This is a genomic window from Serratia sp. Nf2 (assembly GCF_003028435.1).
Taxonomy (GTDB): Bacteria; Pseudomonadota; Gammaproteobacteria; order Enterobacterales; family Enterobacteriaceae; genus Serratia; species Serratia marcescens_L.
In genome coordinates, this window is record NZ_PYTW01000002.1 from 186,754 (window position 1) to 204,052 (window position 17,299).

The window sequence follows — 17,299 nt, forward strand, 5'->3', positions numbered from 1 at the left end:
CGTCAATTAAACCGGCAGCTCGCCGCGGGCGGCCTTGCGTTTGTAGACCATGATGGTCAGCACCAGCGGGATGACGATCGCCACCAGAATCGCCAGCGAGTAAATCAGCCAGAACTGCGGCTTGATAGACAGGATGCCCGGCAGGCCGCCGACGCCGATGCCGTTGGCCATCACGCCGTCCAGGCCGCAGATCAGGCCGGCGATCGCGGAGCCGATCATCGCGCACAGCATCGGGAAGCGGTATTTGAGGTTGATGCCGTACATCGCCGGTTCGGTCACGCCGAGGTAGGCGGAGATCGCCGCCGGCACCGAGATTTCGCGCTCGTTGGCCTTGCGGCTGATGATGATGATGCCGAGCACCGCCGAGGCCTGCGCGATGTTGGACAGCGCAATCAGCGGCCACACCGGGGTGCCGCCCATGCTCTGGATCATCTGCATGTCGATGGCCAGCGTGGTCTGGTGCACGCCGGTGATCACCAGCGGCGCATACAGGAAGCCGAACAGCGCGGCGCCCACCGGGGCGAAGCTGCCGGTCATCACCGCTTTCACCGCCCAGGCAACCCCATCGCCGATCATGCGGCCGAACGGCCCGATCAGCGCGTGCGCCAGGAACACCGCCAGCAGCAGCGAGACTACCGGCACCACCACCAGATAGAGATAATCGGGGACGATCTTTTTCAGCCGGGTCTCGATCCAGCCCAGCGCCATGCCCGCCAGGATCGACGGGATCACCTGCGCCTGATAGCCGACTTTCTGGATCACGAACCAGCCGAAGTTCCACACTTCCGGCGTTTGCTGGCCGAGCAGGTAGGAGTTCATCAGCTGTGGCGACACCAGGGTGACGCCCAGCACGATGCCGAGCACCGGCGTGCCGCCCATCTTTTTCACCGTCGACCAGCAGATGGCCACCGGCAAGAACATGAAGATCGCTTCACCCAGCAGCCACAGGAAGTCGTAAACGGTTTTCCACGCCGGGTGCATCTGCGCCAGCGTTTGGCCGTCGGACATCGGGATGTCGCCGATCACGTTGCGGAAGCCGAGGATCAGACCGCCGCTGATCAGCGCCGGCAGCAGCGGGAAGAAGATCTCGGCGAAGTGGGAGATGGTGCGCTCGGTCCAGGTCATGTTCTGGCGCGCGGCGACCTTGGCCTGTTCTTTGTCGGCCTCGTTGACGCCGGTGCTGGCGATCAGCGCCTGATAGTAGTCGCCGACGTCGGTGCCGATCACCACCTGGAACTGCCCGGCGTTGGTGAAGCAACCTTTGACCATCGGCAGCTCTTCGATTTCTTTGGGGCTGGCCTTGCTGGGGTCATTGAGGACGAAACGCAGCCGGGTAATGCAATGGCTGACGGTGGCGATATTCTCGCGGCCGCCGACCAAAACAATCAGGCGGTCAATATCCTGCTGTTTTACTTTGCTCATTATGGGATACCTGCAGAGGTGTTGACTGAGTAATGATCAAAGCTTAGTCACTCGGCTTTTTTAATGGAATGGGAACGTTCCCGGTTTGGGGCGAGGATCACAAAATGACAAAAAATGGTCGCTTTTTAATCAGGAAAGTTTGCTGGGCACCACCAAGCGGCGGATCCCCTGTTCGCCGCTGAGCTGCGCCAGCAGCTGCTGCGCCGCCAGCAGGCCGGCGCTGCCGTAGCCGAACTCGACCGACAGGGTATCGGGGAACAGGAAGCTGAGCAGCGGGGTGTTGCCGATGGCGCATACCTGAATGGCGCGCGCCGGCTGCTGCTGCAGGTACTTTATCGCCCCCAGGGCGATGCTGTCGGAGGCGCAGATCAGTGCGCTGGTGTGTGTATCAATCACTTCGGCGGCGTGCTGGAAACCGCTCTGGTAGCTCAGCTCGCCCAACGTGGCGCGCGGCGTGAGCTTGAGGCGTTCACAGGCGTCGAGGTAGGCCTGATAGCGGCGCTGGCCGGTGGTGGCGTCGCTGAGCTGCACCCCCAGATAGCCGATATGCCGGTGCCCTTGCCGGTACAGGCGATCCATCAGCAGGTTCACCGCGCCGGCGTCGTCGTAGCAGACGGACGAGAAGCCGTCGTATTCACGCACCATCACCACCATTTTTTCCTGCCACGGTTTGAGCATCGCCGCAGTCAGGCCGGTGAAGCCGAACAGGATCACCCCGTCGACGTTGCGCTGGCGCAGCACGTGCAGGTGCTCCTGCACCAGGCGGGTTTCGAACTGGCTCTCCATCACGATCGGGTCGAAGCCCTGCTGGTACAGCAGCGGCAGCATGGTGCGCACCGCCTGGTTTTCCGACGGCGAATCGAGACGGGAAACGATGATGCCCACCACCTTGTCGCTCTGGCCGCGCATGGCGCGCGCCGACTTGGAGGGGGTAAACCCTTGCTGACGGATCACCGCTTCCACCCGTTCGCGGGTTTGCGGGCTCACGCTGCCTTCATTGTTCAGCACGCGTGAGACGGTGGATTTGCCTACGCCGCTCAGGCGTGCGATGTCCTTGATGGTCAGCCGGTTTTGCATGGTTTACTTTTCGTTGAAGTGGACAGGCGTAACATAACGGCCTGTAAAACAATGCCCGTCAGCATAGCTCATTTTCCCACGCGGATCTTGAGGCAAAACGGGATTGTGACATTGCGATGAACGGCCGCTCCTGCCGCTCTGTTTTTCCCTTTACCGGAGGTTATTCCCCATATGGACCCCGACCCGACTGCTTTAGACACTCACTCGGTTCACCGGTAAAACCTCTCCGCCTGGCGCTGCTGTTTTACCGGTGAAGTACATCACGGTAACCGGTGGCGCGCGCTTCGTCGTTCGCTCCTGCTGCTGAAAAAGAATAAGGATCTGCGTTGGCAGAGGCTTTTTGGCGTGCCCGCCATCCGCCCGGCCGGTGACGATCCCCGTTTACCCGCTGCCGTGAGGCACCGGGCGACGAGGTGCGAACCATGAAACTGAAAAAACTCCCCCGTCAGCTGCTGGGCCTGTTCGCCCGCGGCCTTCCGCGCCGTTTGGTGCGCCGCGACAGCCTGCTGGACGGCGTCGGCGGCGCTGCGCGCGATATGCCGGCCGGCCTGGCGCAGCAGCGGCTGGACTGTGCCGCCGCAGAGACAATGCAGCTGTTTGAGCGTTTTCACAGCCACCCGGAAGGCATCACCGCCCATGAGGCGGAACAGATGCGCCGGCGCTGCGGCGAGAACGTCATCGACGATCAGCAGAAAGAGGCCTGGTGGCAGCACCTCTGGCACTGCTACCGCAACCCGTTCAACCTGCTGCTGACCGCGCTCGGCATGATCTCTTACGCCACCGAGGATCTCACCGGCGCGTTGGTGATCGCGCTGATGGTGCTGATCTCCACGCTGCTGAACTTCATCCAGGAGGCGCGCTCCAACCGGGCGGCTGATGCGCTGAAAGCGATGGTGAGCAACACTGCCACGGTGATCCGCAGCGATGCGCTCACCGGCAGGAGCGAGCACGTGGAGCTGCCGATCGCGCAGCTGGTGCCGGGCGATATCGTCAAGCTGGCGGCCGGCGACATGATCCCGGCGGATCTGCGCCTGCTGTCGGCCAAGGATCTGTTCATCAGCCAGGCGGCGCTGACCGGCGAATCGCTGCCGGTGGAAAAATCCGCGGCGCCGCAGGCGCTGGCGGCCGATCCGCTCGACTGCCGGAACCTGTGCTTCATGGGCACCAACGTGGTCAGCGGCACCGCGCTGGCAATGGTGATCGGCACCGGCGGCGGCACCTATTTCGGCCAGCTGGCGCAGCGCGTCACCAGCCAGGATGAGCAGCCGAACGCCTTCCAGAGCGGCATCAGCAAGGTCAGCTGGCTGCTGATCCGCTTTATGCTGGTGATGACGCCGATCGTGCTGCTGATCAACGGCTACACCAAGGGCGACTGGTGGGAAGCGGCGCTGTTCGCGCTGTCGGTGGCGGTCGGGCTGACGCCGGAAATGCTGCCGATGATCGTCACCTCGACGCTGGCCAAAGGGGCGGTGAAGCTGTCGCGCCAGAAGGTGATCGTCAAACGCCTGGACGCCATTCAGAACTTCGGCGCCATGGACATTCTGTGCACCGACAAGACCGGCACCCTGACCCAGGACAAGATCGTGCTGGAGCGCCACACCGATGCGTTCGGCGCCGGCAGCGAGCGGGTGCTGCGCTACGCCTGGTTGAACAGCTTCTACCAGACCGGGCTGAAAAACCTGCTCGACGTGGCGGTGCTGAGCTGCGCTGAGCAGAATCGGCAGCCGGAAGCGTTGCAAAACTACCGCAAGGTGGACGAGATCCCGTTCGATTTCGTGCGCCGCCGCATGTCGGTGGTGGTGGCCAAGGACAACGAGTATCACGAGCTGGTGTGCAAGGGCGCGCTGGAAGAGATGCTGGCGATTTGCAGCCACGTGCGCCACGAAGACGAGGTGATCCCGCTGAGCGAGGCGCTGCTGGCGCGCATTCGCCGCATCACCGACGATCTCAACCAGCAGGGGCTGCGGGTGGTGGCGGTGGCCAACAAGGTCCTGCCGGCGCAAACCCATGAATACGGCGTGGCGGACGAGTCGGATCTGATCCTCGAAGGCTACGTCGCCTTCCTCGATCCGCCGAAGGAAAGCACCGCGCCGGCGCTGGCGGCGCTGAAACAGAACGGCGTCACGGTGAAGATCCTCACCGGCGACAACGAGCTGGTGGCCGCCAAAGTGTGCCGGGACGTCGGGCTGGAGGCCGATAGTCTGCTGCGCGGCAGCGAGATCGAGCAGATGGACGACGAGCAGCTGGCGCAGGCGGCGGCGCGCACCACGGTGTTCGCCAAGCTGACGCCGCTGCACAAAGAGCGCATCGTCAAACTGCTGCGCCGCCAGGGGCACGTGGTGGGCTTTATGGGCGACGGCATCAACGACGCGCCGGCGCTGCGCGCGGCCGATATCGGCATCTCCGTCGATTCGGCGGTGGACATCGCCAAGGAAGCGGCGGACATCATCCTGCTGGAAAAAAGCCTGATGGTGCTGGAGCAGGGGGTGATCGAAGGGCGCCGTACCTTCGCCAACATGCTGAAATACATCAAGATGACCGCCAGCTCCAACTTCGGTAACGTGTTCAGCGTGCTGATCGCCAGCGCCTTCCTGCCGTTCCTGCCGATGCTGCCGCTGCACCTGTTGATTCAGAACCTGATGTACGACATCTCGCAGATCGCCATCCCGTTCGATAACGTCGACGACGATCAGATCACCCAGCCGCAGCGCTGGAACTCCGCCGATTTGGGGCGGTTTATGGTGTTCTTTGGGCCGATCAGCTCGATCTTCGACGTGCTGACCTTCAGCCTGATGTGGTGGGTATTCAAGGCCAACACGCCGGAAATGCAGACGCTGTTCCAGTCCGGCTGGTTCGTGGAAGGGCTGCTGTCGCAAACGCTGATCGTGCACATGATCCGCACGCGCAAAATTCCGTTTATCCAGAGCCGCCCGTCCTGGCCGCTGTGCATCATGACGCTGGCGGTGATCGCCACCGGCATCGGCCTGGTGTTCTCGCCGCTGGCCGGCTTCCTGCAGCTGCAGGCGCTGCCGCTCGGCTACTTCCCGTGGCTGGTGCTGATCCTCGCCGGTTACATGGTGCTGACCCAGTGCGTGAAAGGCTGGTTCGTGCGCCGCTACGGCTGGCAATAACCCGTTCGCCCCCTCCGGCCGGGAGGGGGCAACTGTGATCCCGTCCGCTTTTTCACCGCAACGGTTGGACATCTGTTCTGGGCTGAGTCTTTATCTACAGCGTTGGCTGTTTTCCCCTGCGCCTTTCAAGCCACCGCGTTGTTGGCTGTACGCCCGCCCCCAGTGACTTAGCAGACCTAAGCGCTTGGGGATGCGGGCGCTTGCCGCCTAGCGGTGGTTTGAAATTCATTGGGGATATTTTGTTTTTTTCCTCTGAGGAATTTCCGATGCACAGACCTTTCCGTTATACGCTACTGGCTTCATCGTTATGGTTTTCTTGCGGCGCGCTGGCGCAGCCGGCTGGCGATCTGCCGCTGATGCCCTGGCCGCAGCAGGTGGAAGTGACGCAACCGGCGGGCAAGCTGGTGCTGGATCACCGTTTGTCCCTGACGCTGCAGGGTGACGACTTGGGCGACGCGCTGCCGCGCTGGCGCCAGCGCATCGAACTGCAGACCGGCTGGACGCTGGCGCCGGCGGGTGAAGCGAAGGACGGCGCGGCGATCAGGGTGATGATTAAAGACCGGGTGGCGGCGCAGCCGCTGCCGGGCAGCGACGAGAGTTACCGGCTGGCGGTCACGCCGCAGGGCGCCACGCTGACCGCCAACACCCGATTCGGCGCGCTGCGCGGCATGGAAACCCTGCTGCAGCTGCTGCAGACCGACGGGCAAAATACCTTCCTGCCGCTGGTGGATATCCGCGACGTGCCGCGCTTCCCGTGGCGCGGCGTTTTGTTGGATTCGGCGCGTCATTTCCTGCCGCTGCCGGACATTCTGCGCCAGCTCGACGGCATGGCGGCGGCCAAGCTTAACGTGTTCCACTGGCACCTGACCGACGATCAGGGCTGGCGCTTTGCCTCCGAGCATTATCCCAAGCTGCAACAGCAAGCCAGCGACGGCCAGTTCTACACCCGCGAGCAAATGCGGCAGGTGGTGGCTTACGCCACGGCGCGCGGCATTCGCGTGGTGCCGGAAATCGACATGCCGGGGCACGCCTCCAGCATTGCGGTGGCCTATCCCGACCTGATGAGCGCGCCGGGGCCGTATCGCATGGAGCGCGAGTGGGGCGTGCATAAGCCGACGCTCGATCCGACCCGCGACAAGGTGTATCAGTTTGTCGACACGATCGTCGGCGAGCTGGCGGCGATCTTCCCCGATCCTTATCTGCACATCGGCGGCGACGAGGTGGACGCCAGCCAGTGGCGGGCGTCGCCGTCGATTCAGGCGTTTATGCAGAAGAACGGGCTGGCGGATACCCATGCGCTGCAGGCCTACTTCAACCAAAAGCTGGAAAAGATCCTCGAGAAACACCAGCGGCAGATGGTTGGCTGGGACGAGATCTACCATCCGTCGCTGCCGCGCTCGATCGTCATTCAGTCCTGGCAGGGGCAAGACTCGCTGGGTGCCAGCGCCCAGGACGGCTATCAGGGCATTCTCTCCACCGGTTTCTACCTCGATCAGCCGCAAAGCACCGCCTATCACTACCGCAATGAAATTCTGCCGCAGCCGCTGGGGGTCGAGACGGCGGTGCAACCTGGCGAGCAGGCGCAAAGCTGGCGTTTCAGCATGCCGCGCCTAAAGGGCAGCGCGGTGGAGGGCAGCTTCACGCTGATCGAGGGCAAACAGGGCTGGCGCGGCTTTATCGATTTCAACGGCAAATCGCGCCGCGCGGTGCACGACATCGTCTGGCGCACGCCGCAGCAGGTGACGTTCCGCGTCGATACCTGGATGGGTGACACGCGGCCGGTGTTCACGCTGCAGCAGGACAAGCTCAGCGGCTATATGTTGGTCGGCAACGTGCGCTACCCCACCCAGGGCGACAAACTGGCGGCGGTGCCGGCGGGCAAGATGCCGGTGGTGCCGGACGAGAAAGGGCAAGCCAACATTCTCGGCGGTGAAGCGGCGCTGTGGGCGGAAAACGTGCGTGCGCCGCTTCTCGATCTCAAGCTGTGGCCGCGCGCCTTCGCGGTGGCGGAGCGGCTGTGGTCGGCACAGGACGTCACCGACGAAAGCAACATGTACCGGCGGCTGGCGGCGATCGACGCCTGGTCGGTGGTGTCGGTCGGCCTGCAGCAGCACGCGGAAACGGCGCGCGAATTCACCCGGCTGAGCAACAGCGTGCAGATCCTGCCGCTGCAGATCCTGGCCGAGGCGGTGGAGCCGGCGCAGTATTACACCCGCCAGCACCTGAAGTTCCAGGCCGGCAACTATCACCAGTTCGAACCGCTGAACCGCTTTGCCGATGCGCTGCCGCCGGAGAGCGGCGCGGTACGCGACATGCATGCCCAGGTCGCGGCCTTGCTGAAGGATAAGCGCGATAAGGCGGCGGCGCAGGCGCTGCGCGAACGGCTGCAGCGCTGGCAGGCGAACGGCGCGGCAGTGCAGACGGCGATCGCGGGCAACCGCACGCTGCGGGAGCTGGCGCCGGTGGCGCAGGACGTTGACGCTTTGGCCACGCTGGGCTTAACGCTGCTGGATCGCTATCAGCAGGGCAAACCGCTGAGCCGGGCCGAGGCCGAGCAAGCGCAGCGCCGGCTGGATGCGGCGGCGCAGACGCGCGACGAAGTGGTGATTGCGGCGGTGTACCCGCTGGAGGCGCTGCTGCGCGGCCTTAAAACGGAGTGAGGGTGACGGGGCTCGGCCAGTTGAGCCCCGGTTTTGTTACGCCCGGAGCGACAGCGGCGCATACCCGATGGCGTGCTGCAGGTAATTCAGCAGCAGCTGGCGGGTGAAGCGCGGCTCATCGATGCCGCTGCCCTGCAGGAAGCGTTGCAGGTTGCTGCAGTCCCACCGATAGGTGTCTTGATAGAGCTCCACCGTCGATAGCTCGTCTACCATGTGGTCCTTGAACAGGCTGAGCAGCGGGTACAGCGGCGCGTCGCTGTCGTTTTCCCATTGGGCCCGCCATTGTGCGAAGGGCAAGGGGCGAAAACGATAACCGAACTCGCGCTCCAGCAGGCTGAAAAACTCACGCAGCGTCAGATTATTGTCACCTTGATGGATCAGGTTGAATTTCTGCCCCAGCGCTTGCGGATTGCGAGAGACGTGGGCGATGGCCCGGGTCATGTAATCCACCGTGGTCAACCCTTCGCGCATATCCCGTAAATCCGGCACCGTGCCGCTGCTGATGCAGGTTTTCACCAGCCGCCCCCACCATTGGTAATCGGCGTTGACGCCGGTACGGCTGTGGCAGGTGGCGTAGCCCAGGCGGAAAGTCATCAGCGGCAGGCCTTGCGCCGCCGCCAAATCGGCGATCTTTTCCATCACCCATTTGCTGCGCACGTAGCCGATATCGCGGCTGACCGCCGGCAGGTTTTGATCGATATCGTCGTTTTCCCGCATCACCCGTTTGCCGGTGTGCAGATGCCCCCAGCTGTAAACGGAGATGGTCGACAGCAGCATCAGCGGTTTGGTGCGGCTCTGCGCTGCGAAGCGAATGATTTCCCGCAGGCCCTGCACGTTGTCGCGCTTCATGTAGGCGTAAGGCTGGATAAAATTCACCGCGCTGGCCGAATGGTAAACCAGGTCGATATCTCGGCTTAACGTCCTGTAGGCCGCAGGCGTCAGCGAAAAGTCGTGTTCCGCGACGTTGCCAGGCACCATATGAATGCGCGCGTGCTGGCTGGCGTTCAGCGCGATCCGGTAGCGCTGCAGCACTGCCTCAAGCCGCTGTCTCGGCGGCAGTTTGGCGCCGTCGCGCACCAGACAGTACAGCTCGGCATCGGTGGTGCGCAGCAGATCGGCCAACAGATGCGCGCCGACGAAACCGGTGGCGCCGGTGAGCAAAATGGCGCGCGGCGCGCTGATTTGCCGCGGATCGAACGTCTGATCGATGACGAGATCCGACGGCAAATACACATCATCTTGCAAGGCACGCGCTGCGCCTTGCCGCTGTGTCGGTTGCCGGTCTCTGCGTTGTGCCAGTGCCTGCGCCAGGGCACCCAGAGTGGGATATTCATAGATGTCGTGCACCGAGGTCTCGACGGCGAACGCCTTGGCCAGCGCCGCCATCAGCTTGGCCGCCAACAGCGAGTGGCCGCCCAGCGAGAAAAAATCATCGTCGGTTGCAGGCTGTTCCACTTTCAGCAACGAGCGCCACAGATCGGCGACGACGCGCTGGTCGGCGGTCAGCGGCTGCGCAACGCCGGCGCTGACCGGTTGGTAATGCGCCAACAGGGCCGCTTTGTCTATCTTGCCGTTGTTGTTCAGCGGCATGTGTTGCAGTAAACGATAATCGGCGGGCAGAAATGCGCTGGGCAACGTTTCTTTCAGTTTCTGTCGGACGCGTGCGATCACGCTTTCGCCGTCACTCTTCGCGATCAGAAACGCCACGATTTTCTTGCCCAGCGGATCATCTGCCATCGCCACGGCGGCCACCGCTTTACGAACGCCCGCCACCTGCAGCATGGCGTTTTCGATTTCGCCCAGTTCAATGCGATTGCCGCGGATTTTGACCTGATCGTCGATACGGCCCAGATATTGAATGCGGCCATCCGCCAGCCAGCGAGCCCGATCGCCGCTGCGGTACAGACGTAACCCGGCGAAGTGAGGCGGGGTGATGAAGCGCTCGGCGGTCAACGCCGGATTGTTCAGGTAGCCGCGCGCCAGACAACGACCGCTGATATACAGCTCGCCGGGGCGATCGCCGATCACGGGCTGCAGTCGGTCATCGAGGATGAATATTTCGGTATCGCCGATGGGCCGCCCAATGCTGGCGGGCGGATTTTGCGTGGCGCAAGCCACCCGGTTGCAGGTGACGAATATGGTGGCTTCTGTCGGGCCGTAGTAATCGATCAAGGGATAATCGATGCCGCGCAGATCGATCGGATGGAGTTTCTCCCCCGAGCTGAACAGATACCGCAGCGCCAGATTGGTCGGCTGCGGCGCGCCGACCACGTCGGCGACCAGCACGGCGGGCAGGCTGGCGTGGGTGATACCCTGTTCGGCAAAATAGGCCAGCAGCACTTCCGGCTGCAGGCGAGCGTCTTCCGGCGGCAGATACAATGTGCCGCCGCTGGTCAGAGGCGACCAGACCTCCCATTGCGCGACGTCGAAACTCAAGCCGGCGATCAGCGTAGAACGACTTTCGGCATCCATAGCGAATTGCTTGTTATGCCAGAGAATTAAATTCAGCAGCGACTGATGTTCGATCAGCACACCTTTCGGTTTGCCGGTGGTGCCTGAAGTGAAAATGAGATAAACGATGGCATCGGGAGGCGGAGAGATTGACGTTATATTTTCCTGTGGCGAAATTGATATATTATCAATATAAATAATATCCTCGCTGAAGTTATTTTCCGATAACGCAATCGTCGCGTTGCTGGCGAGTATTAAAGGGGAACCGCTTTGCGTAACGATATCCTGTATTCTTTTTTCCGGGTAACGCGCGTCGATGGGAATATAGCCTGCGCCGGCTTTGACGATCGCCAACATACCGATCAGCATTTCCGGCGTGCGCAGCGTGACGAGCGGCACATAGCTGCCGGGTGCCACGCCCCGCCGTCGCAACAGCGCGCACAGTGCGTTGCTGGCTTCATCCAATTGACGGTAGGTCAGGTGTTTATTATCGCCGACGACGGCAAGTTTTTCCGGATAACGGGAAACTTGTTGGATAAAATAATCCAATACGCTAGGTGCCATGGTTATCTCCTGTCATTATTCACGGGGTGAATGAAATGAAACAGCAATGACCCGGCCGGGTGAAAAACAATTATAGGCGTATTTTTATTGTGGAATTGTAAATGTGAGCGATATTACGCTATCGCTATAAATTAATTGGATTAATAAAATTCTTATCAATAAAAACGGCCAGCCAAAGCTGACCGTCATTCGCGAGCGTGTCGATTAACGACGCACGGCGATGGCTTCGATTTCGATCTTCACGTCTTTCGGCAGACGCGCCACTTCTACGCAGGAGCGGGCCGGGAACGGCGCGCTGTGCTCGGTGAAGAAGGCTTCGTACGCGGCGTTGACGGTGGCGAAGTCGTTCAGGTCTTTCACGAACACGGTGGTTTTCACGATGTCGGCAACGACCAGGCCGGCAGCTTCGACGATCGCTTTGACGTTCTCCAGCGACTGGCGCGCCTGAGCGGCGACGTCGTCGGCAACGGCGCCGGTTTTCGGATCGACCGGGATCTGGCCGGAAGTGATGATCATGCTGCCCAAATCAACGCCCTGCACGTAAGGACCAATGGCTGCCGGGGCGAGTTCAGTGCTGATGTTACGTGACATGTTTTCTCCTGATAGACCCGTTGTCTTTCACGCCGCCGCGCGGTCGGCCGCAGCTTGAAATTCGGTGGGTAGCAACGTGGGTAGAGTTATTTTCAGGCACCCATTATAGGGAGTGACGCGCAGATTAACAGCGCCGCTCCCGTTAAAAGGGCAGAATTCAGTCGGCCTGCAACACCACCTGATGCTCGAACTCTTTTTCGCAGTAGCGGCACTTCAGGTGCACTTCGCCGTCGCGCGGCTTCACGCTGAAGCTCGACGCCACCGGCTCGCTGCGGCTGATGCAGTTGCTGTTCGGGCAGGTCAGCACGCCGTCGATGTGGTCAGGCAGGCTGAGGGTCAGTTTGCGCACCACTTCATAGTTGTCGATGCGGTTTACCGTGGCCTTCGGCGCGTACATCGCCAGCTGGTTGGCCTGCTGCTCGGTCAGAAACGTGTTCTCGATCTTGATCAGATCCTTGCGGCCCAGCTCGTTGGAGGGCAGGTTCAGGCCGATGGTGATGCGTTGGTCGGTGGCGGTCAGCTTGAACAGCGTCAGCAGTTTAAAACCGATCTGCGCCGGAATGTGGTCGATCACCGTGCCGCATTTGATCGCTTCGACCTGCAGTTTGTTGTCGTGAGTCATGGCGGTTCCCCCTTAAAGAGCCAAATCGGCGTTGAGTACCAGCGCCAGCAGCGCCTGGCGGGCGAAGATGCCGTTGCCCGCCTGCTGGAAGTAGTAAGCGTACGGCGTTTTATCCACGTCGGTGGCGATCTCGTCGATACGCGGCAGCGGGTGCAGCACCTTGAGGTTGGCGCGCGCGCCGGCCAGATCCGCAGCGCGCAGCACGAACTGCGCCTTCACGTTGGCGTACTCGGAAGGATCGAGGCGCTCTTTCTGTACCCGGGTCATGTAGAGAATATCCAGCTCCGGCACCACTTCTTCAATGCTGCTGTGCAGGCTGTACTCGATGCCTTTCTCTTCCAGCATTTTCAGGATGTAGGCCGGCATCGCCAGCGCGTCCGGGGCGATGAAGTAGAAGCGGTTGCCTTCGAACTTGGCCAGCGCCTGGGTGAGCGAGTGCACGGTGCGGCCGTACTTCAGGTCGCCGACCATGGCGATGCTGAGATTGCTCAGGCGCCCCTGGGTTTCCTGGATGGTGAACAGATCCAGCAGGGTCTGGGTCGGGTGCTGGTTGGCGCCGTCGCCGGCGTTAAGCACCGGCACGTTGCCGGAGAACTCCGAGGCCATGCGCGCCGCGCCTTCCTGCGGATGACGCATCACGATGGCGTCCACGTAGGTGCTGATCACCGAGATGGTGTCGGCCAGGGTTTCGCCTTTCTTGCCGAGCGAGGTGTTGCTGCCGTCGGCGAAGCCCACCACCGAGGCGCCGAGGCGGTGCATCGAGGTTTCGAACGACAGGCGGGTACGGGTCGAGGCTTCAAAGAAGCAGCTGGCGATCACCTTGTGTTTCAACAGTTCCGGCTGCGGGTTGGCTTTCAGACCGGCGGCGGTGCGCAGCACCAGCTCCAGATCCTCGCGGCTGAGATCGTTAATAGAGATGATGTGTTTGTGATACAGCGGGTTGGCCATTTTTCACTCCTCCTCGACGCGTGCCCGTGGCGCGGGACTTTGGGTATGCCCTTTATCTTTCAAGCCGCAGCGGCGTTGGCTGCCCGCCGTCACCCCAGTCACTTAGTGGTCTAAGCTCCTGGGGACTCCAGCGGTTGCCGCCTGGCTGCGCCCCGAAATCTTTCGGGCATAATTTTTTAAGGCAAAAAAAAGCCCCTCAATGAGGGGCTTGAAACGATCGGTTTAGCAACAGGAGAAACAACGGCAGCTGGCCGCCGATAGGCAGTCGGTTTTGTCGATTGCGACTAACAAAACAAACGTCGTTTTTCATGCTTTCTCCTGGCAAATTGTGGCGCATTATACTCGCGCTTTTCGCCACTGCAAGCGTTAAAACGCCGTTTTTTGCCGCCCCGCAATCGATTGGCCGGCGATGGCCGCCCGCCGGCTATTTGCTGACGCGATCGTAGTAGACCATGTCGGCGTTCAGCCCCTGTTGGTAGCCTTTGACGTTGTCGCGCAGCACCACTTCGGTTTTGGCCTGATCGATAAACACGTACGGCGAACTGCGCTGCAGTTCCTGCTGCATGGCGGTGTACAGCGCGCGGCGCTTGGCCGGATCGGCTTCGGCCAGCGCCGCCAGCGTCTGCTGGTTCAACTGCGGGATCTGCCAGCCGTTCAGCCCGGCCACCGTGCTGCTTTTGCCGTCGTTGTAGGCGAAGGCGCTGGCGTTGGAGTGGGCGTCGAAGTAATCCGGGATCCACAGGCGGATCGCCGCCTGATGCTGCCTGGCGCGCACGCGGGAGTAAACCTGGCTGCCCGCGGCGGGCAGCAGCTCGACCTTCACGCCGGCGGCGGCGAAGCTGCCCTGCAGCGCCTGCGCGATGGTGATGAACGGCGGCTTGTTCTCCACGTCCAGCGTAAAGGCGGCGTGGGTGATGCCCGCCTTGGCCAAGATGGCTTTCGCCTTGGCCGGATCGTAGCGGAACGGATTGGTCTCCAGCGCGCCCGGCAGCCCGACCGGCAGGAAGCTCTGGTGCACGAAGTATTGGCCCTTCAGCAGATCCTTCGTGATGCCTTGATAATCCACCAGGTAGCGCGCCGCTTCCCAGAACGCCGGGTTGTTCAGCAGCGGATTGGTGCCGTTGCCGGTGTTGAACACCAGGTAGTTTTGCTCGGCGGACGGGATCTCCAGCACCTTGACGCCCGGCTGGTTTTTCAGCGTGTCGGTCTGATCGGCGCCCAGTTCGCGGGCGATATCGGCGTCGCCCTGCTGGATCAGCAGGCGGCGGGTGGCCGGATCCGGCACGTTTTTAATGATGATGTTTTTCAGCTGCGGCTTGTCGCCCGGCGTGGTGGGGTTGGCGTCCAGCACGATCGCCTGATGCGGCTGATAGACGCGCATCTTGAACGGGCCGCTGCCGGCGGAGTGCATTTTCAGCCAGGCGTTGCCGAAGTCGCCGTCTTTGACGTTGGCCAGCGCCGCTTTGCTGTCGACGATCGAGGCGATCGGCGTCGAGAGGATATTCAACGCTACCGCCGGGCTGACGTCCGCCGTCCAGCGCAGCTGCACCGTATGTTCGTCGATCTTCTTCAGCTGCGCGTCGATGTTGTCCGGCTGCCAGCCGAGCACGTTGAGGATGAACGCCGGCGATTTGTTCATTTTGACCGCGCGGCTGTAGGAGAAGATCACGTCGTCGGCGGTCAGCGGGTTGCCGGAGGCGAACGCCGCCTGCGGCCGCAGCTTCACCGTCAGCGTTTTGGCCGCCGCATCGCCCTGCCAGCTTTCCGCCAGCACCGGCGCTACCTTGGCCGGATCGTCGCGATCCGCCTGCACCAGCCGCTGATACAGGCTGGGCACCGTCTGGATGCTGGAGAGTTCGTTGGCTTCCGCCGGATCGAGGCTGACGATGTCATCCAGCGATTGCACCACCACCAGCGTATTCGGCGGCGTGGCGGCTAACGCGGCGGCGGGCAGGGCGGCGAGCAGGAACAGCGGCAAGAGTTTGGCTTTCATCGGTGTGTATCCCCTGAAGGCGCCGCAGGGCGGCGCTGAGAACGGTTTGTTATCGTTGGTTTTTACGGCGCGGGCGCCGTCGGCCTGTCACGGTAGAGCCTTTGCCGGCGGTGAGCAAAGGTCAATCCGCTATTTGATATTCCTGGAATATATTAGCCGCCCTGGCCGGGGGCGCCAGGGCGGAGGGGGGGCGTGTCAGAGGGTTTCGCTCAGCGTGGCGACCAGCACCGCCTTGATGGTGTGCAGCCGGTTTTCCGCCTGATCGAACACCACGCTGTGCGCCGATTCGAACACCTCGTCGGTCACTTCCATGCCACCGTGCAGATCGTACTGCTGCGCCATCTGCTTGCCGAGCGTGGTTTGGTCGTCGTGGAACGCCGGCAGGCAGTGCAGGAACTTCACGTTCGGGTTGCCGGTCAGCTTCAGCATCGCCATGTTGACCTGATACGGCCGCAGCAGCGCGATACGCTCCTGCCAGGTCTCTTTCGGTTCGCCCATCGACACCCAGACGTCGGTGTAGAGGAAGTCGGCGTCTTGCACCCCTTCGGCGATGTCTTCGGTCAGGGTGAGTTTCGCGCCGGTTTGTTGCGCCAGCGCCTGGCACTCGGCCACCAGCTCCGGCTGTGGCCAGCAGGCCTTCGGCGCCACCAGCCGCAGATCCATACCCGCCAGCGCGGCGGCTTCCAGCAGCGTGTTGCCCATGTTGTTGCGCGCGTCGCCGACGTACGCCAGCTTCACTTCACTCAGCGCCTTGCCCGGCAGGTGCTCCTGCACGGTGAGCAGATCCGCCAGTAATTGGGTAGGGTGAAACTCGTCGGTCAGGCCGTTCCATACCGGCACGCCGGCGTGTTCCGCCAGGGTTTCCACCAGCGCCTGGCCGTAGCCGCGGTACTGAATACCGTCGTACAGGCGGCCCAGCACCCGGGCGGTGTCTTTCATCGACTCTTTATGGCCGATCTGGCTGCCGCTTGGGCCGAGGTAAGTGACCTGCGCGCCCTGATCGAATGCGGCAACTTCGAAAGAGCATCGCGTGCGGGTCGAGTCTTTTTCGAAGATGAGCGCAATGTTTTTGCCCTGCAGCCGGCGCTGTTCCTGCCCCTGCTTCTTGGCCTGCTTCAGATCGGCCGAAAGCCGCAACAGCGCCTGCAGCTCGGCGGGGGTGAAATCCATTAACCTCAGAAAGTGACGTTGGTAGAACGCATTGCCGGTGCTCATAGTCCGATTCCCTGATTGTCTAATTGAATTAAAATTCACTTTATATGTATGAATATTCAATTTCAACCCCAGCGAGGAAATCTTTCACGTTTATCGTGGAAGCAATGTCGGCGGTGTGTGAAAATAGAAGGAATGAAGGCCATTTGACTTGAGGATATAGGCATGGCAAACCGCGAATTGCTGGAAGAACAACGTGAAGAGACCCGCCTGATCATCGAAGAACTGCTGGAAGACGGCAGCGATCCGGACGCGCTCTACACCATCGAGCACCATCTGTCCGCCGAGAAATTTGAGGTTCTGGAGCAGGCCGCCGTTGAAGCCTTCAAGCTGGGCTACGAAGTGACCGACGCCGAGGAGCTGGAAGTGGAAGACGGTTCGATGGTGATGTGCTGCGACGTGATCAGCGAAGTCGGCCTGAACGCCGAGCTGATCGACGCTCAGGTCGAGCAGCTGGTGGCGCTGGCGGAACGCTGCGGCGTCAACTATGACGGCTGGGGCACCTACTTCGAAGATCCGAACGGTGAAGACGGTGAGGAAGACGAAGACGGCGACTACATCGACGAAGACGACGACGGCAAACGCCACTGATTAACCCCGCTTATTCACTTGGGCCGGTTCTCGCCGG

The 17,299-nt window shown here is 61.8% G+C and carries 11 protein-coding genes; 3 read left to right on the forward strand and 8 right to left on the reverse strand.

Going from position 1 to position 17,299, the window contains the following annotated elements; translation table 11 throughout:
* Positions 1-6 precede the first annotated feature (6 nt).
* Together treB and treR are read right to left on the reverse strand one after the other, a co-directional pair.
* The gene (gene treB, locus C9411_RS05945) at positions 7-1,422 is read right to left on the reverse strand and encodes a PTS trehalose transporter subunit IIBC (RefSeq protein ID WP_049198760.1); all 1,416 of its coding nucleotides are present in this window, start codon (positions 1,420-1,422) and stop codon (positions 7-9) included.
* 129 nt (positions 1,423-1,551) lie between these two features.
* On the reverse strand, positions 1,552-2,499 hold the full coding sequence (treR, locus tag C9411_RS05950; RefSeq protein WP_043148219.1) for a trehalose operon repressor TreR: 948 nt from the start codon (positions 2,497-2,499) through the stop codon (positions 1,552-1,554).
* A 422-nt stretch (positions 2,500-2,921) separates the two neighbouring features.
* On the opposite strand from treR, the gene mgtA reads away from it, so the two are divergent.
* The gene (mgtA, locus tag C9411_RS05955; protein ID WP_107226653.1) at positions 2,922-5,630 is read left to right on the forward strand and encodes a magnesium-translocating P-type ATPase; all 2,709 of its coding nucleotides are present in this window, start codon (positions 2,922-2,924) and stop codon (positions 5,628-5,630) included.
* Between the two features lie 266 nt (positions 5,631-5,896).
* Positions 5,897-8,290 carry a beta-N-acetylhexosaminidase gene (locus tag C9411_RS05960; RefSeq protein ID WP_107226654.1) on the forward strand — a complete coding sequence of 798 codons (2,394 nt, stop codon included), beginning with the start codon at positions 5,897-5,899 and terminating at the stop codon, positions 8,288-8,290.
* 36 nt (positions 8,291-8,326) lie between these two features.
* Here C9411_RS05960 and C9411_RS05965 read toward each other — a convergent pair whose 3' ends face one another.
* From C9411_RS05965 to argF, 6 genes are all read right to left on the reverse strand, one after another.
* Positions 8,327-11,305 (reverse strand): non-ribosomal peptide synthetase, encoded by a 2,979-nt coding sequence (locus C9411_RS05965; protein ID WP_199200118.1) that lies wholly within the window; start codon positions 11,303-11,305, stop codon positions 8,327-8,329.
* A gap of 204 nt (positions 11,306-11,509) precedes the next feature.
* On the reverse strand, positions 11,510-11,896 hold the full coding sequence (gene ridA / locus C9411_RS05970) for a 2-iminobutanoate/2-iminopropanoate deaminase (protein WP_107226656.1): 387 nt from the start codon (positions 11,894-11,896) through the stop codon (positions 11,510-11,512).
* A 157-nt stretch (positions 11,897-12,053) separates the two neighbouring features.
* The gene (gene pyrI, locus C9411_RS05975) at positions 12,054-12,518 is read right to left on the reverse strand and encodes an aspartate carbamoyltransferase regulatory subunit (RefSeq protein ID WP_038879023.1); all 465 of its coding nucleotides are present in this window, start codon (positions 12,516-12,518) and stop codon (positions 12,054-12,056) included.
* 12 nt (positions 12,519-12,530) lie between these two features.
* Entirely contained in the window at positions 12,531-13,466 is a 936-nt protein-coding gene (pyrB, locus tag C9411_RS05980) for an aspartate carbamoyltransferase (protein WP_049271187.1), read from the reverse strand.
* Between the two features lie 424 nt (positions 13,467-13,890).
* Complete coding sequence (locus C9411_RS05985; RefSeq protein WP_107226657.1) at positions 13,891-15,459, reverse strand: ABC transporter substrate-binding protein; 1,569 nt, start codon at positions 15,457-15,459, stop codon at positions 13,891-13,893.
* 195 nt (positions 15,460-15,654) lie between these two features.
* Complete coding sequence (gene argF, locus C9411_RS05990; protein ID WP_049294756.1) at positions 15,655-16,674, reverse strand: ornithine carbamoyltransferase; 1,020 nt, start codon at positions 16,672-16,674, stop codon at positions 15,655-15,657.
* 162 nt (positions 16,675-16,836) lie between these two features.
* On the opposite strand from argF, the gene rraB reads away from it, so the two are divergent.
* Positions 16,837-17,262, forward strand: coding sequence for a ribonuclease E inhibitor RraB (gene rraB, locus C9411_RS05995; protein ID WP_063991572.1), 426 nt, complete (start codon positions 16,837-16,839; stop codon positions 17,260-17,262).
* Positions 17,263-17,299 lie beyond the last annotated feature (37 nt).

Coding starts and splice junctions, on each gene's coding strand:
- treB (WP_049198760.1), bottom strand. CDS start 1,422: ATGAGCAAAGTAAAACAGCAGGATATTGACCGCCTGATTGTTTTGGTC.
- treR (WP_043148219.1), bottom strand. CDS start 2,499: ATGCAAAACCGGCTGACCATCAAGGACATCGCACGCCTGAGCGGCGTA.
- mgtA (WP_107226653.1), top strand. CDS start 2,922: ATGAAACTGAAAAAACTCCCCCGTCAGCTGCTGGGCCTGTTCGCCCGC.
- C9411_RS05960 (WP_107226654.1), top strand. CDS start 5,897: ATGCACAGACCTTTCCGTTATACGCTACTGGCTTCATCGTTATGGTTT.
- C9411_RS05965 (WP_199200118.1), bottom strand. CDS start 11,305: ATGGCACCTAGCGTATTGGATTATTTTATCCAACAAGTTTCCCGTTAT.
- ridA (WP_107226656.1), bottom strand. CDS start 11,896: ATGTCACGTAACATCAGCACTGAACTCGCCCCGGCAGCCATTGGTCCT.
- pyrI (WP_038879023.1), bottom strand. CDS start 12,518: ATGACTCACGACAACAAACTGCAGGTCGAAGCGATCAAATGCGGCACG.
- pyrB (WP_049271187.1), bottom strand. CDS start 13,466: ATGGCCAACCCGCTGTATCACAAACACATCATCTCTATTAACGATCTC.
- C9411_RS05985 (WP_107226657.1), bottom strand. CDS start 15,459: ATGAAAGCCAAACTCTTGCCGCTGTTCCTGCTCGCCGCCCTGCCCGCC.
- argF (WP_049294756.1), bottom strand. CDS start 16,674: ATGAGCACCGGCAATGCGTTCTACCAACGTCACTTTCTGAGGTTAATG.
- rraB (WP_063991572.1), top strand. CDS start 16,837: ATGGCAAACCGCGAATTGCTGGAAGAACAACGTGAAGAGACCCGCCTG.